Here is a 16831-nt window from a genome sequence, read left to right on the forward strand (position 1 = left end):
GACAACAAAAAGGGCATGACTTATAAACAGTCATAGGCCCTTTTTGTTCGTTCAATTAAATAAGCAATTGGTTGCTGCTCACAAAGTGAAATGGAAATCTGCGGATACGTTACTGCTAATATATTTGTAAATGTTTTTAAAATTAGTGGATTATATTTGATGGCACCTCCATTACAATAAAGAGGAAACGGTCCATTCTGATAGCCTACCTTTTTTAACACGGCTCTTGCTAAAAGAGCCAATTCTTGAGCTGCCTGTTGTGATATTTGAATGGCACAAGTATCTTGTTGTTCAACTGCTTGAGCAACAAATGACCCCATTTTGGCCAACTGTGCATTTGTATAGGATGGCTGAAATAACCATTCAGCGAGCTCGTTTACATTTTGTATACCTAAGGAATGATAGACAGCCTCTTTTAAAATAGTGGTCTCACCTCGACCATCTTCCATTTTAAAGATGGATCTTACCACCTCTTGCCCTAGCCAATAACCACTACCCTCATCTCCAGCTCGGTGTCCCCAGCCTCCAGCCCGAACGATTTGCTGTCCATCATAGGCGTAAGCGATTGCTCCTGTTCCAGCAATGAGTAATGCACCTGCCTGTCCAGCAGTCACACCAAGTAGTGTGGCTTCAGCGTCATTTTCAATAATAAAAGTAGCAATAGAAAGCTGTGTGGCTGATAGGGCATTTTCAACAATGGCTGTAACCATTTCTTTGTCTTTTGGAGAATCAATCCCAGCTAAGGCAAAGGTAGCTACAGCAATTTGAGAGCAGGGATACTTTTGCAAAAAATTTTCTACCTTTGCTAAAAGCTCATGTAATATCACTGTAGCTGCTTCCATACCAATGGCTTGATAGTTGGAGCCCTTTGTTGAAGCTGAATATTCCATAACACCAGTTTCCGCGTGAACGACTGCGCATGCCGTTTTTGTCGCACCGCCATCAATAACTAGAAGCCATTTCATCATTGGCTCCATTCCTCAAGAAAAATCGTTAATTCTTTCTCCGCTTCAATAATGGAACTTTCCTTTAATTGAATCCATTCATAAAGACTTTTCGTATTCATTTTGGCATGTTCAAGCGCTGCTTTCATTGTGGCAGGAGCTGGGCCACCTGGTAGTGTTCGAACACCAACAAAAGACTCTGGCTGTAAGGTTTTATAAAAATCCTCTTCTGAAATATTTAATTCTTTTCCCGTAATCAATTTAGATTGAGTATTCACGAGTCCCCATGTAAGGCTTGCTAGTGATTCCTCACTATGAGCAAGTAGTACTTTAATGCATTTACTAACAATGCTATGTGCTTGGCGGAAGGAAATATCCTCTGAACGTACTAATGTATCCGCCAGCTCAGTAACATTGGCAAAGCTGTTCTCTGCACGATTTCTTAATTTTTTCTTGTTCACATCCATTGTGACAACAAGTGAGCCAAATAATTTATAAATCCCAACTAAGCGGTCGATGGCACGCCATAAATAGGGTTGCATATCATCCTCAGTATCGACGATATCTCCAAACGGTGTATTATGTACCATCTGTAACACTGTGCTTGCATCTCCAACAACGGCCGATAGTAACGAACGCGTATGTTCAATTGAAACAGGGTTACGCTTTTGGGGCATAATAGAGCTTATTTGAACATATGGACTTGCGAGTGTGAAGGCATTGAACTCCTGGGTAGCCCATAATAAAAAATCTTGAGAGGTACGGCCAAGATTGAGTGCAGCAAGCTGTACAATACTTGCTGCTTCAGCAATATAGTCTGCTCCTGCCACAGCATCCCAAGCATTTTCGATAATATCGTCGAATGCCAACAAATCACGCATCCGTTCTCGATTTATATTAAATCCTGTTGTAGTTAAGGCTGCAGCCCCCATACTGCTACGATTAACAGTTTTATAGACATGCTGCATGCGCTCAAAATCTCGTTCAAGCTGGTCAATGACAGCCTTTAAATAATGGGCAAAGGTTGTAGGCTGAGCCTGTTGAGTATGCGTGTAGCCAATCATAATAGTATCTACATGCTCCTCAGCAGCTGCGATCAAATCATCTCGCAATGTTAGTAGCTCTCGCATTAATAACAGTAATTTTTGCCTTAGTGTCATACGATAAATGGCGATGCCCATATCATTACGACTTCGTCCAATATGAAGATTTCCAGCAACGTCGCCAGCAAGCTCTATTAATTTATTTTCAATGCGGAAAAATAAATCTTCGTATTGGGGGCTATAATCTTCTATACGATAATAATTTAAATCTATTTTCTTTAGTGCAGCCCCAATTTGTTTCGCTTCCTCTTTTTTTACAAGTCCTTGTTCTTCTAACATTTTTAAATGAGCTATATTAATTTGTAGCATAATAGTTAGAAAATTTTTCTTTGCCTCTTCATAGGCTGGCTGTAACACAATTTTCCGATAGATGTTAGAAGGGAAAATCATCCCATCTTCCTGCTGCGTTTTGTTGCGAAAATCTTCAAACATTATCATGGCCTCCTAATAGATTAGCAGTTAAATAGCTGTACCAGCACTGCCTTTTGATAGTTTTTCAGAAATAATAAGGACAACTAAAATTAAGCAAATTTGCAAGACACCATAGGCACACGCGGTCCCAAATTTAAATGCATATAATTTTTGGAATATAGCAACAGACAATGGAATAGTAGATGTACTGTATATAAGAATGGATGCAACAAATTCACCAAAGCTTTGTACTAGGGCCAATAGTGTCCCCGCTAATATTCCGGTGAATGTTAAAGGTACGACGATTCGTCTAAATGTATACCACCAATTGGCGCCTAATCCTCGTGATGCTTCTTCAATTGACGGATCTAGTTGGACAAGAGAGGCAGATGTTGACCGAAAAACAAGCGGTAAATGTCGGATAAAATAGGCTAATGGTAAAATCCAAAATGTCCCGATTAATACTTGATTAAAGGCAAAGATGTTTTCCGTGCTAAAGGCGGCAATTAAATTGACTGCTACCACTGTCCCTGGTAAAGCCCAAGGTACCATTATTAAAATATCGAGTAATGTTTTTCCTTTAAAATTTAAACGGACCATCGCATAAGCGGCGGCAACACCAAAGATAATATTGCCAAATGTTGCGACGACACCCATCTGTATAGAATTCCAAATAGGTCGCCATGTACGCTCATCAGTAAAGAGAGCCATATAATGATCCAGTGTATAGTTTGTAGGGAGTATTTGAGTTTTCCATGCCCCATCAACAGAAAAGGATATTAATATCAGCACTAATATCGGTAAAATCAAAATCAACGTGCCGATAAAGGAGGCAATAGTTGCCGCTATTTTTATTTTCTTGGAGGATACCTCCGAGCGATGGACACTTATCCCTTTACTGAGATTTTGATAATTTCGGCGATTTTGATACCAACGCATCATCATTAAAAATGTAATAGAGACAAAGGACAGTATCATCGACTGAGTTGCGGCCATCTCAAGATTTCCATTAGTACGCGATAAGTAGATTTGCATGGTCATAGTTCGTTCTACACCAAACATTAAGGGTGCCGTGTAAGAGGCCATAGATATCATAAACACTAATAAGGAGGAAGCAACAATGGAAGGGGTCAGCATGGGTAAAATAACCTTTGTCCACACGCGAATACGCCCTGCACCTAAACTAGTTGCAGCTTCTTCAAGAGCAGGATCTAGCCCCTTGATGGCAGCTGATGCGGTTAAATAAAAATAAGTATACATGGTGAAAGTATGAACAACGATGACTCCCCAAATCCCTTTCAATGAAAAGGGTACATGATCTAAGCCAAATAAATGCTGAAAGATTCTAGGGAAAATGCCACTATCTCCGTACAAAAAGGAAAAGGATAGCACACCGACTAGGGGGGGAAGTGCCATAGGGACTAATACTAAAATAGAAAGTATTCGTCTCCCAGGGAAATTATAGCGTTCAAGTAAAAAAGCCATAGTTACTCCAACGATAGCGCAGCAAAGGACGCTAATAATGGAAATATAAATACTGGTCCACAAAGCCTCTAAATTTGCTGGGCTTGCTAGATTGAAAAATTTTTTATAGTGAAGGAATGGCTCATCACCAGCAAAGCTTTGAGTAAATGTTTGATAGAAGGGATAGACGACATAGGCGAACAACACTAAAAATAATGGCGATATTAAAATATAGATGAACCAATTGGAATGAAAAATTCGTGTCCATATACTTTCTTGAGAAGCATTGACAGTTTGCTTTTCCATATTGGCTTCCTCCTATTCCCCTAAAAAATACAGCGAGTCATGTGTTATATGAATGGTAATATCCTCGCCAATCTTTTTTATTTGGTCATAAGAATTAATAAGCATTACTTTAAGTGAAAAGGCGTTACAATCTACAATATAATTGACGCTAATGCCTGTGAATTCAACAAAGGTTATTTTTCCTGTTAATGTATTATCTCCAGTCCCAAAATGAATAGATTCTGGACGAATTGAAATAAATACTTTGTCTCCAATCATATGCGTTAATGCTGGAGAGCTCTGTTGCTTTCGCCCAGTAAAAATATGCCCATTTGCTGTTTTCACTTGTATTTCTTCGCCTTCAATTGCTTCTAATATGCCCTCAATTAAATTGGTTTCGCCAATAAAGTTAGCTACAAAGCGATCTACAGGCCGGTGATATATTTCCTGAGGAGTCCCAATTTGCTTAATATAGCCGTTTTCCATGACCATGATTCGGTCAGACATCGCCATGGCCTCCATTTGATCATGGGTAACATAAATCGTCGTGACACCTAGCTCAGATTGAATCCGTTTGATTTCAATACGTGTTTCCTCACGTAACTTTGCATCTAAATTGGATAATGGTTCATCAAGTAATAAAATATCTGGCTCAATTACTAGTGCTCGAGCCAAAGCCACACGTTGCTGTTGCCCACCAGAAAGCTCATTTATTTTTCTGTTTCCGTAATTTGACAGATGTACTTGTCCTCTAATTCGATCAACCTTGCGCTGAATCTCAGTTTTAGAAAATTTACGAACCTGTAAACCAAATGCGATGTTTTCATCTACTGTCATATGGGGAAAAAGGGCATAGTTTTGAAATACCATACCGATATTGCGTTTATTTGGCTGAAGCCGAGTGACATCTTGTTCATCAAATAGAATCTTACCTTTAGTAGGGTAATAAAAACCGGCAATCATTCTCAAAGTAGTTGTCTTGCCACAGCCACTAGGCCCAAGAAAAGTGAAGAATTCACCAGCCTTTATTTCGAGATCTACATCTTTCACACCATACAACTGACCAAATTGCTTCGAGACATTTTCGATTGTGACTCTTTTCAACAAAAAACTCCTCTCCAACAAAGGATTCATAGCTATATAGGGGATAAGATAGTAAGGTGAAAATCCACTAAAAAAGCTGGATTTTCACCCGGATACTATTTACCGCGGCCTTTAATATTGTTATCCCAGTATTCCATCCATTCAGCCTCTTTGTCAGACATTTGCTGCCAGTCTATATCGAATGTTTTTAAATCTAATTCTTGATACCACTCTGGCATGGAGGCCTTATCGATATCAGATCGTGTAGGAATTTGATAATAATCATTTGCTAACTGTGTCACCATCTCTTTTTCGAATAAAAATTCGACAAATAGTTTGGCATTCTCTAGATTTTTCGCATTGTTGACAACTGCAACACCATCTACCAAAATAGGTGCTCCGCTTTTTGGATAAATATAATCAAAGGGATAATCAGTTGTATATTTCTTTAATAAAATATCTTGTAGATTCCATAAGGAGACACTGCCTTCTTGTCGTGTTAGCTTTAAGTACAAAGCATTAGGATCTTGCGTATATTCCTTCGTATTAGCGTCTAATTGTAATAGCCATTCATAGCCTTTATCAGGAGAGTTCGCATCTTGTCGTACAATCATAGAGGAATATATGGTGCGCATTGTTCCTGAAGCCAGCACACCCCTAATTAAAATTTGATCCTTCCATTTAGGGTCAAGAAGGTCATCCCAGTCCTGTGGCCCATTTTCTTTTGTTAATAAATCACTATTGATCATAATGACTTCTGGTAGCAGCATCTCTCCAAACCAGCGGCCATCTACATCTTTATGTGTAGCATCAATAGAGTCAATAAAGCTAGGCTGCCAGGCATGTAATAAGTCTTCATTTGCCCCAACAATGAGCGCTGATTGTGTGCCGCCCCACCAAAAGTCTGCCTGAGGATTAGCCTTTTCGCCACGTAAACGTTCTAAAATTTGCTGAGCTCCCATTGTTAAAAACTCTACTTCAATATCTGGATATTTTTTATTAAACTGGTCGATTACATTTTGCACCATTTCTTCGTCACGCCCTGTGTAAATAACAAGCTTACCGGATGGCGTTGTTGCCGCTACTTCCGTTTTGTCGCCATCTGTCGTTTTATCGTTATTGGCAGCATCATTAGTAGTTTTTTGGTCATCGTTTCCACTACATGCAGCTAAAACAAACAGTATGAACACAAGGAAAAAACTAAGAATACGTGTTTTTTTCATCAACTTCCCCTTTCTTAAAGTAAGGTACTTACATATTGCAGTATAATACGAAGGGGTAACATTCATGTTAGAATTATTAAAAAATTACATTTCCCTTCATCATAGCGAAGTGCCAATCCATTAGCAACGGCATTTCATTGAAGTTCAAAAAAACTCCTTAAAAAGGAATATTTCCATTTTCAAGGAGTTTTCTATCTGTTTAATTTTGTGCATCCAATAGGGTATCATTTTGTCGGCGTTGCGCAATAATTGTCGGCAATAACATACCGACTATCACTAGACCAATGCCCATAATTTGCAATGCAGTTAAAGGTTCATGTAGGACAATAACGGAAACGGTAACTGCAACAGGTAATTCAATAGCGCTTAAGATGGAAGCGAGTGCACCACCAATTTTCGGAATAGCAATGGAGAATAAGTATATAGGTAAAATGATACCGAATAGACCGAGGGCTAATCCATACTTCCATAAGCCTTCCATAAACAATTTGCCGTTCCAAATCACTTCAGGACTTAAGAAAATACTGATCATAATAAGGGCTACAAAGGAAACGATAAATACCCTTGAAGTGGTTGTAACACCCTCCACTGGTCGAGAGTTAAATTGAATGAAGCAGGCAAAGGTAACGGCAGCAGCAAAGCCGAATAACCACCCTTGGAGAGGAATTCCACTTAAATCTACATTTAAAACACCTGCAGCTAAAATTGTTCCTACAAATAAGATAATAATAGAAATTACTTCAGGTCGACTTGGTAATCTTTTATGTAGAGCACAATCAATTAACAAACCAATCCATGTAAATTGAAACAGCATCACTACCGCGAGAGAAGCGGGTAAATACTTGAGAGATTCTCCGTACACTATACCTGTCGTCCCGGTAAAAATACCAGCGCATAATAATATAAGTATGCCCTTTTTGGATGGCTTAGGTAATTTTCTGTCTGTCAACATAAAAATAACTAAAACGAGTATAAAGCCAATAATATATTGGCTCGATACAGCCTCTGCAGATGTAAAGCCATGCTGCATCGCTACTTTGACAATAGTCGACAAAATTCCGTAGCTACTAGAGGCAATGACGATCAAAAGAGGATAAATTAAATTTGTTTTCATGAATACAATCTTCACTTCCTAAAACTGTTTCACCATATGATGAAAAGGTTCATCGATAATGGACCATGGCTCAGTTATAACAAAGCCTAAACGTTCATAAAGTCGACGAGCATCTTCTTTTTGAGTTTCTACATTTAAAGATAACTTTGTATAGCCATGCTGCTTTGTCAGTTCTTCGGCATATTGTAAAAGCAATGTGCCAATTCCTTTACCGCGCGCTTCAGGTGTTACACAAACTGTATCGATATAAGCCTCATCTTCGTGGGCCTCTTGATCGATGATGATGGATGGAGCATTTTTAGCCTCTAACCATTTCACAAGGTTAGCATCCATAGCAATGGCATGTGCGCCATAATAATAAACGAGAATCCCTACTATTTGCCCATCCTCCGTAGCGACATAGGTATTTAAATAAGAATGTCGATTGTCGTCACGCTGAAAAAGGGTTGTCAGTTCTTGACGAACAGCTTCGGTCGATTGCTCGCCAGTTAAACGATTAGCAATCTCACCAATCGCATCAATAATTAAAGGCACAACGGCATGGGCATCTTGTGGTTGCGCTTGTCGAATTGTAATACTCATCTTGAAAATCCCTACCTTTCTATAGGCAAGTATAACAAAGTTAGTGGATGACACAAATTTTCAGGCATGCTCTAAAAAGTTAAACCTTTATAGAATGACAATTTTCGTGTTAATCTATAATGACTAGACTTTCAGGAGGACAATCATGACGAAGGAAGATAAGGATTTTATTTTAGTCTATGGAGATGCATTTATTGACTATATTGCTGATGATGTAACAAACACATCATTTACAAAATATATGGGTGGTGCAACAGTAAATGTTGCAGCAGGTATTAGCCGAATTGGGGCACCATCTGCCCTAATTACAATTACAGGGGATGATGAGGGTTCTCAGTTTGTACGTGATGGGCTTGTAGAGGAAGGTGTCAAGCTTGACTATGCCATATTTGACCCAGCTAAACGAGTAAGTGGTGTTTATGTGCATCTGACAGAAGCCTGTGAACGAATTTTTAAAGATTATGTGGATGAAACACCTGATTTACAAGTGGAGCCACTACAGTTAAATGAAGCAGCATTTAAACATGCATCTGCTTTAACGGTATGCTCAGGGACCATGTTCCATCCGACGGCTCTAGCTACAACTCGAGCTGCCGTAGAAATGGCGAAGGACAAGGGTGCGATCATTGCGATGGATGCAAATATTCGTCCATTACGCTGGAGTAGTGAAGAAATTTGTCGAGAAACGATTACGTCCTTTTTTGAGGATGTAGATATTTTAAAGGTAACAGATGATGAGTTATTCTTCCTGACGGAAACGACTAGTTTAGAAGAAGGAATTGAACAACTAAGTAGCTATTTAGTGCCTATTATTTTAGTAACAGTAGGAGAAAATGGCACTTATGCTGTGTTGAATGGGGAGGTTATCCACGTACCAACTGAAAAGGTGATACCTGTAGATACAACTGGTGCAGGGGATGCATTTATGGCGGGGGTATTACGTGATGTTCATTACAATGGCTTACCTACAACAAAAGAAGAGCTTGTTCGCTGTACAAGCTTCGGCAATAAATTAGGAGCATTTGCAGCAACAAAAGCAGGAGCTTTAACGGCTTTACCCTATTACGAGGATATTAAGCATTTACTGAAATAATCCTATGGAGTGTGACCAATATGGAAAAAAACTATGATGTTTTAGTAAAGGATCAAATATTCTTTGGCGGTGCAAAAGATGCGGAGGCGGCTTTTGAGCAAGAAGCTGTAGATATTGTAATAGATGTTCGTGTGCAGGGACTTACTTCAGAAGAGCAAGAGACTGTTTCTTATTCGTATAAGCATATGCCAATTGCAGATGAAGATATTGCGGTAGCATCATCTATTCAGCATGTAGCTAAGGAAATTGCTTCGTCCTATGAGGCAGGACAGAAGGTATATGTTCACTGTGGAAGTGGCGGTGGTCGTGCTGGAGTAGCAGCTACTGCGGTGTTAATAGAGCTAGGGCTGGCTCATTCTCTAGAGGAAGCGGAGGCAGCGGTCAAAAAGGCTCGTCCACAAGTAACGATTCGTCCTAAAATGGAAGACGCTCTACAACAACTTTATAAATAAAGGAAAAGGTGTACTGATTAAGGTACATCTTTTTTTGTTTTATAAATGAAGCAGGGCGTATAGATGGTGAAACAGGGGACTATCTTAAACATGACATCTTATCCTATGAAAATGGTGCAGAATATTTGGAAGAGCTATTTGTGGATTTGAAAAAAACATCAATTTTGTTCTATACATGTTAGAACAAAATTGTTATAGTTAATGTATAACAACTAATGAGGTGATCTGTATGATGGAGGAATTAGCAAAAGTTCCATGGGCAGTGATAGCACCGCTCATCGTCGTTCAATTAATATTAATGATCGTAGCACTTATTGATTTGCGTAAAACACATGCAACGAATGGGCCTAAAATTTTATGGGTATTTATTATTTTATTTACAAATATAATAGGGTCAATTGCGTACTTTTTAGTTGGGAGAAAGCAGTCATGACAACATTACTTCAAGTAACTGGTTTGACCAAACGATTTGCAGAGCACAATGTTGTAGATAATGTTCAATTTATTCTAGAGGAAAAGACTTCAACGGCGTTAATAGGGCCAAATGGCGCGGGTAAGACAACAACATTGTCCATGTTAACGGGGCTCTTAACGCCGACTGCCGGAAGTGTAGAAATGCTAAATGGGGATTTACGTGAAAATATAGGGTTTTTACCCCAATATCCACAGTTCCATCCTTGGCTAAGCGCGTTAGAATTTACGGAGATGGCTGCGCGGCTAAATGGTGTATCAGTAAAAAATGCTAAATTAGAAGCCCAAAAAACATTAGAGTTTGTGGGGTTAGGAAATGTCCAACATAAAAAAATAGATACTTTTTCTGGTGGGATGAGGCAGCGCCTTGGTATTTCCCAGGCAATTGTGCATAAGCCCAAATTGCTGTTATTAGACGAACCTGTTTCAGCATTAGACCCTGTTGGTCGTAGGGAAGTTCTTGATTTATTAAAAGGTTTACAACAAGAGACAACTATTTTATATTCAACCCATATTTTAAACGATGCGGAAGAAATGACGGATCAATTATTATTCTTACAAAACGGAAAACTAGTAGAGCAAGGAACATTACGAGAGGTACGACAACGTTTTGATGAGCAAAATTATATAGTCGAGTTTTCCAGTGAGGAAGAGGCAAAGCTTTTTGCAAGCTCGACTGATCATGTAATAGGTTGTTATGTATATATCGAGATATTAAATGAGGAGCCTACGATGAAGGAGCTACTTCATCGTTTAAGTAATTGTCCTTATACCATAAGAAAAGTAGAACGACAAACAGCATCGTTGGAAGAAATTTTCATGAAGGTGGCGAAAAAAGCATGAGAGGATTCAACGTACTTCTACAAAAGGAATTTAGAGAGGCATGGCGAAGCTGGAAATTTTTGTGGATACCTCTTGTGTTTGCCTTGCTGGGAATGAATGATCCCCTGATCAATTATTATATTATGGATATTTTAAATGCTGTTGGAAATGTGCCAGAAGGTTTTGAAATGTTGATGCCCGAATTAATGCCCGTTGACCTGTTACAGGCCTCTATAGGGCAGTTTCAAACGATAGGGTTATTGGTGATAATGGCTTCTTTTGTGGGGATTATAAGTAAAGAACGTGCAAGTGGTATGGCTACTTTATTATATGTAAGACCTATATCTTTTGGAGCCTATTTTATGAGTAAATTTATTGTTATGAGTGCAGTTTGTTTTGTGAGTATTTTAGCAGGCTTTGCAGCCAGTGTGTATTACACTAGTATTCTATACGGAACTTTAGAAATTGGACCACTGCTTGCGAGCTTTTGTACGTATTATGTTTGGCTAATATTTGTAATTGCTGTCACATTAATGATGAGTGCTAGTTTTAAAACGATTATAGCTACTACATGTGCCTTTACGGTTATCTTTGTCGGACAAATAGTCGATATGGCAGTAGGTCTATTCTGGACTATATCCCCTTGGAAGCTAGCAAGCTATGGACCTTTACTAGTTCGTGGAACAATGGAGATGTCTGATTACTGGTGGAGTTTAATTATGACAATAGCGCTGATAATTCTTTGTATTTGTATTGGAATCATAATGATGAAAAGAAATGCGGCTATGACCAAAATTTAAAAAATATAGGACGGAAAATCTAATTTGTATAGATTTTACCGTCCTTTTGTTTTAAAGCATTCCACCATTGATAAGCAGGATGAGCCCAACAAAGAACATGATCCACGAAAGGGCTGGTTGTTTTTAAATAAAGTTTAATCAAATGATACTAATAACGTTGATAAAGATCATAGAAAAGAGCGTATTTTGAAAAATGATTGATCAAATTTACTTTAAAAAGACTATTAGTCATTGTGGTAAATTCAAGTGCTTACAAGGAATACTTAGCTAATTGTTCTCCCCAAGATGATAATTCAGTCTCAATAAATCCTGCTCTTTTATAGGCAAATTTTGCTGTAAGATTTTTAGGATCATATCCAATCATGATAAAAGGAATGTTTGCATGATTACTATTCCTTATCTCTTCTATAACCAGATATATAGCTTGTTTGCCTATACCTTTACCTTGAAATTCTTCGTCAATCATTAGTCTATAAATCCAATAATTATTGTCATCAGGGTCTATTCCAAACATAGTAAATCCTATCATTTTATTATTAAGATAAATACCTTTTGCAAAGAAATTATCTAGAAACTGAACTTCTGCTATAGAATAAAGGTTGGATGCAATAAATGCTTGTTGTTCCTCTTTAACAGATTATCTAATTGCTTCTTCCCAATTACTTTTGTCAATAGGCTTTAAACAAATTTCCTTCAATTTGGTACTCTCCCTTTGAAGGGAAACACGTAGTTTATGGGCTATTGAAACGCTATCTCCTTGTTTTTATGCCCAATCAAGTATAAATAATTTCTCATCGACAACGCCTCCTTAAAAGTACAAAACTGCCAATTCTTCCGATCGAAAAATCTCTCTTACTCATAATTCAGATACGCTATATGGGGGAAGCCTCACACCCCTTACCAGCCTCCACTCTAACTTAATAAATTTTTGATTATTACATTACTCCGATTATGAGCTGAAGATCTAAGCGTAAAATTGATGGAATGATTTACGATGCTAACAACTGTTATGTGAGCAAAAAGACGCTCTCTAAGCAGCTATAGGCATTATAAAAATTCCCTTTATTGGAAAATTAAGTGCGTGAAAAGAACCAAGCACAACGACAGTAGGGACAACAGATTGTCCCTACTGTCTTTAGATCTTTGAACCTATTTTTTCTTCTTTTCTGTTGGTTTTATAATTGCGACTCGTCAGCAAGAAGAAGTAGTACCGAAGAAAAAAAAAGCCTATTTTGCACAAGAGTGTGAGCAAATCGTAGCCAAGTTACGCGAACTTTAATTCAAATGAGGAATGGTAAAAACCATACCTCTAGTTTGCTATACTTATTTTTTGCCTTTTAATTATTTTTTTCGGATTTCTTTTTCTCCAAATAAAATAAAAAGAAGAAACCTACAAAGCTAATTAGTAACAATATTAATGATGTAGTTGACTTATAATTAATTATTATTGCTATTAATATGACTAAACACATTACTAAATAATAATAAGGTAGTTTAAAAATTTTCATTTTAATCTCAACCTCCTTTTACATTACCATATCAATTTCATGTTCTTTACTACTAAAATTTAAAAATTTATTTAAAAAAACAGGTATCTAACAAAAAATCTCTCTGTACTGTTAATTTTTATGTAACTGATTGACACACGAAATATATGATTAGAAGAGCTAAAGACTAAGAGACTGTCTTTAAGGCAGTCTCTTAGTCTTTAAACGTTTTTGCAGTGATGCTTTATAATAGACTTTAATCGAAAAGATCATCTATTACAGGTTTACATGCACCAACTGTAGCAGTAACACCAAAAATTTCTTTTAATAAATCATTTGCTTCTGAAGCAAGTTTCTCTTTGTCTACAACATCCTTAATAGCTTTAGATAACGAATTTTTAACAGAGTTTAGTAAAGCTCGGTGATATTTATAATTTGTATAAGTCATGTCTACAGTTCTAGTTATTCCACCTAATGCATTAAAAATAGTCTTTAGTTTTGTAACTTTCGAGAAAGGCAAGGCTGCCAATCCAGCCGTTCCAATGCAAGTTGCAACTTCACCCACCGAAGCTCTGGCAAGCACAAGTGATGTTTCTGACGAACTAGTATTGTCTATTAATAAAGACATTTCTTTTTGAATAGAAGGAAATATGAAATTATCATATTCATCAACTAAAATTTCAACACCAGATTCTGCAGATAACCATTCAGCAGATTTTTTAGCTCCTTGTATTTCTATATCGTAAGGGAGCTTTTCAAGAGCCAAAAAGAAATTATAAACTTCATTATGTATACTTACTTCATTATGTATACTCATTTCATTTGAAAATAGTGTGGTTTCATTTGTTAAATTACTATTACTAGTATCTTGTGCATTTGCAGTACTTGGATTTACAGCTAAAACAGACATTCCTAATAAAAATGTAGAACAACAAGCTATCAACAAAGGTTTCTTAAAATACTTAATCACATTCAAAACAAATACCTCCTAATACTTGGGTTTGTTACCATATAAATGGATAACTCATATAAATAATAAAAATAAAAAGTATAATAAACCATAAATTAACTATAAATAAAACTTTGTAACTAATAACTGGGTTGAAATTATTATCGAATATATTTTTTTGCAAAAAAACTATTATTTTATGAGGAGAGGGAAAGCACTGAGGAAAGAGGATATACATTTTTTATATAAAAAAAAGCAACCGAAAGGATGCTTTACTTTGAATGCTATCCACATTTTCTACTAATTTTTTAGCTTTTTCTTGAAATTCAAAGAATGTAAATTCCCTCCTCAAATAACTATTTTTTGAACAATGTAACATTGTAACATAATATTTAGGCCCTATCCTCTACCAATTATAAAAAGGAACTGTTGTTTTTTGATTAAGCTCGAATAAACGCTCTAGCTCAAATAAAATTTAGCTTGCTGAATTAAAGAGTCAGCCCGTTCTTTCGTAATACCGATTGGAACTATGGTAAATTTTCTATATTCTTCAAGCCCTTTGATAATAGTAATCGCTTTTTCTCGATTTTCTTCGTCATTCAAATTTACATACTTGAATACATCATCAAAGTCAAAGACAGTTTCTATGAGTGCACTTAATTCTTTTCCTTTGCTCCACTACAAGAAAAGTAACATGTTGATCTAAGCTTGCCTCCCACTCCCATGTATTATTAAGAAGCGCTTGAATTTCCTTATTTCCTTTAATTTGAATCCTAATGTTTAAATTTAATTCATTCTCACTGTAAATCCTATGTCCATCATTTGTCTTACTTGCTGGGAAAAATAGTCCAATTCCTCATAATAACGTAACTTTCAAGGGAGAATGTAAAAATAAATGACAGCAAAAATTACATTCTTGGAATATCCATTACTTAGGAATATAATGGTGGTGTAACTCGAAATTTGTCAAATAACTCGGAAAATACATAAAGTTACTAGAGAAAGAGGGTACGTAAAGGTGGAGACTGAAAATTCCGATCGTTTCCTGACAGCATTTAATCGAATAGACCATAGATTACGAGATATTGTAGGCATTAAGGATTTTACGCCCTTTTATCGGCTCATTGATCAAGCGAAGAAAAAAGAGGTATTGGTGAAAAAATACGAAGACGATTTACGGTCATACGCCGATTTGCGAAATGCAATTGTCCATCATCGTACTTCTATTCACTATGTAATTGCAGAACCACATACAGATGTAGTCGAAAGAATTGAATACATAGATGCTACGCTCGCTAGGCCTATGCTTGTCGGGCAAATGTTCCGAAAGAGAGTACTTGTTTTTCAAGAGAGTGATTCCCTCAAACATGTGTTAAAGGTTATTCACCAACGAAAATATACGCAGTTTCCCGTCTATTTTAATAAACAATTTAGAGGGCTTATTACAACTGTAGGAATCACCAATTGGCTTGCCTCTAAAATGGGTGGCGGCTATTTACCTAAAGGGATTCCTACGTTGCATGATATTTTAATGCATGAGAAAAATAGGGTGAATTACAAATTTGTTAGCAGATACATAACGATATATGAAGCCGAAGAAATTTTTAAACAAGGTGTGGAAAGAGGTAGGCGCTTTGAGGCATTACTAATCACAGAGCATGGCAAACCACATCAAAAATTAATAGGGATCATTACACCGTTAGATATTGTAAAAATTGATTAAAAAAAACGAGACAAGCATTTATGGGCTTGAATGTCTCGCTTTATCTTTTAGGCTAATGTATAAGGACCCATTTGTTTGAACTTGTGCAAAAAAGACATCTTCAACGGAATGCACATTTTGTTTTTTCAGCTTCTTCATTACCCAGTCCTCTGTTAATTCGAGCTCAACAATATTTTCCTTGATGAGTTGTCCATCTGAAACAACCTCTGTAGGCAAATAAGTAGGTGGGGAAACATCAGCTTTAACATCCTGCTTCGTGGCAACTTGTTCGGAGGTTTTTTGCAGGACACTTAGTTTTCCGTTTGTTTCAAGTAACGCGTATTGTATATCTTGTACAGAAAAGATGGCTTGCTCACGTAGCATCATTGTTAGCTCGTCCATATGCAAACGATTTTTTCTTAAGGCAGATTCTAAAATAAGACCATTTTGTACGACAATCGTAGGCTTGTCATCAATAAGTACACGAGCCTTTTTTGATTTAATCGTAATAATTGTCATTAAGTAGGTTAAAGCACTCCACCAGATAAGGGATATTACGCCATCTAAAAAGGGTGTTTCCTCTTGTGAGGCGATTTCTGAGGCAATCGATCCAAATGTAATACCAGTAATATAATGGAAAAATGTTAGTTGGCCCAATTGTTTCTTTCCAAGAATACGCGCCAAAATAAGTAATATGAAGAATGAAAGTGTTGTTCGAAGAATCATTTCCCAAAAATTGGCATGAATAAAGCTTTCCATGCATACATCAACTCCTTTTACAGCTGTCGAAACATAGCTTGTGCAAAATGGTTGATAGTATGCGACAATCGTCAATAACAAAAACTA

Annotated in this window: 16 protein-coding genes; 6 read left to right on the plus strand and 10 right to left on the minus strand. The window is 37.0% G+C overall.

Annotation, left to right across the window (positions count from 1 at the left end; all coding sequences use genetic code 11):
• Positions 1-20: 20 nt before the first annotated feature.
• The 7 genes from B3D94_RS00905 to B3D94_RS00935 all read right to left on the minus strand — a co-directional run bounded on the left by B3D94_RS00905 (position 21) and on the right by B3D94_RS00935 (position 8209).
• Positions 21-968, minus strand: coding sequence for an N-acetylglucosamine kinase (locus tag B3D94_RS00905; protein WP_291753662.1), 948 nt, complete (start codon positions 966-968; stop codon positions 21-23).
• On the minus strand, positions 965-2479 hold the full coding sequence (gene argH, locus B3D94_RS00910) for an argininosuccinate lyase (RefSeq protein ID WP_069479697.1): 1515 nt from the start codon (positions 2477-2479) through the stop codon (positions 965-967). Before argH ends, B3D94_RS00905 begins: the two co-directional genes overlap by 4 nt.
• Positions 2480-2506: 27 nt before the next feature.
• Complete coding sequence (locus B3D94_RS00915; RefSeq protein WP_291753665.1) at positions 2507-4228, minus strand: ABC transporter permease; 1722 nt, start codon at positions 4226-4228, stop codon at positions 2507-2509.
• A gap of 12 nt (positions 4229-4240) precedes the next feature.
• On the minus strand, positions 4241-5311 hold the full coding sequence (locus tag B3D94_RS00920; RefSeq protein WP_291753667.1) for an ABC transporter ATP-binding protein: 1071 nt from the start codon (positions 5309-5311) through the stop codon (positions 4241-4243).
• Between the two features lie 95 nt (positions 5312-5406).
• Entirely contained in the window at positions 5407-6513 is a 1107-nt protein-coding gene (locus tag B3D94_RS00925) for an extracellular solute-binding protein (protein WP_069479700.1), read from the minus strand.
• Between the two features lie 199 nt (positions 6514-6712).
• Entirely contained in the window at positions 6713-7627 is a 915-nt protein-coding gene (locus B3D94_RS00930; protein WP_291753671.1) for an EamA family transporter, read from the minus strand.
• 18 nt (positions 7628-7645) lie between these two features.
• Positions 7646-8209 (minus strand): GNAT family N-acetyltransferase, encoded by a 564-nt coding sequence (locus B3D94_RS00935; RefSeq protein ID WP_069479702.1) that lies wholly within the window; start codon positions 8207-8209, stop codon positions 7646-7648.
• A 145-nt stretch (positions 8210-8354) separates the two neighbouring features.
• Here B3D94_RS00935 and B3D94_RS00940 point away from each other — a divergent pair, with 145 nt between their 5' ends.
• The 5 genes from B3D94_RS00940 (at position 8355) to B3D94_RS00960 (ending at position 11847) form a co-directional block, all read left to right on the plus strand.
• The gene (locus B3D94_RS00940) at positions 8355-9302 is read left to right on the plus strand and encodes a carbohydrate kinase family protein (RefSeq protein ID WP_291753675.1); all 948 of its coding nucleotides are present in this window, start codon (positions 8355-8357) and stop codon (positions 9300-9302) included.
• Positions 9303-9322: 20 nt separating this feature from the next.
• Positions 9323-9754, plus strand: coding sequence for a protein-tyrosine phosphatase family protein (locus B3D94_RS00945; RefSeq protein ID WP_291753677.1), 432 nt, complete (start codon positions 9323-9325; stop codon positions 9752-9754).
• 229 nt (positions 9755-9983) lie between these two features.
• On the plus strand, positions 9984-10187 hold the full coding sequence (locus tag B3D94_RS00950) for a PLD nuclease N-terminal domain-containing protein (protein ID WP_083244583.1): 204 nt from the start codon (positions 9984-9986) through the stop codon (positions 10185-10187).
• Positions 10184-11068, plus strand: a complete 885-nt coding sequence (locus tag B3D94_RS00955) for an ABC transporter ATP-binding protein (RefSeq protein WP_069479705.1) — start codon at positions 10184-10186, stop codon at positions 11066-11068. Before B3D94_RS00950 ends, B3D94_RS00955 begins: the two co-directional genes overlap by 4 nt.
• Complete coding sequence (locus tag B3D94_RS00960) at positions 11065-11847, plus strand: ABC transporter permease (protein WP_069479706.1); 783 nt, start codon at positions 11065-11067, stop codon at positions 11845-11847. The genes B3D94_RS00955 and B3D94_RS00960 overlap by 4 nt, the downstream gene beginning before the upstream one ends.
• A 250-nt stretch (positions 11848-12097) precedes the next feature.
• On the opposite strand, the gene B3D94_RS00965 is transcribed toward B3D94_RS00960, so the two are convergent.
• Together B3D94_RS00965 and B3D94_RS00970 are read right to left on the minus strand one after the other, a co-directional pair.
• Entirely contained in the window at positions 12098-12457 is a 360-nt protein-coding gene (locus B3D94_RS00965) for a GNAT family N-acetyltransferase (protein WP_254664348.1), read from the minus strand.
• A 1133-nt stretch (positions 12458-13590) separates the two neighbouring features.
• Positions 13591-14310: a hypothetical protein gene (locus tag B3D94_RS00970; RefSeq protein WP_291753682.1), complete on the minus strand. Its 720-nt coding sequence runs from the start codon at positions 14308-14310 to the stop codon at positions 13591-13593.
• A 991-nt stretch (positions 14311-15301) separates the two neighbouring features.
• Between B3D94_RS00970 and B3D94_RS00975 the strand changes: the two genes are divergently transcribed.
• A complete protein-coding gene (locus B3D94_RS00975; RefSeq protein WP_069479708.1) occupies positions 15302-16006 on the plus strand; it encodes a CBS domain-containing protein in 705 nt (234 codons plus the stop codon).
• An 18-nt stretch (positions 16007-16024) separates the two neighbouring features.
• On the opposite strand, the gene B3D94_RS00980 is transcribed toward B3D94_RS00975, so the two are convergent.
• Positions 16025-16744 carry a DUF421 domain-containing protein gene (locus tag B3D94_RS00980; protein WP_083244584.1) on the minus strand — a complete coding sequence of 240 codons (720 nt, stop codon included), beginning with the start codon at positions 16742-16744 and terminating at the stop codon, positions 16025-16027.
• Positions 16745-16831 lie beyond the last annotated feature (87 nt).

The organism is Lysinibacillus sp. UBA5990 (assembly GCF_002429815.1).
In the GTDB taxonomy this organism is placed as follows: Bacteria; Bacillota; Bacilli; order Bacillales_A; family Planococcaceae; genus Lysinibacillus; species Lysinibacillus fusiformis.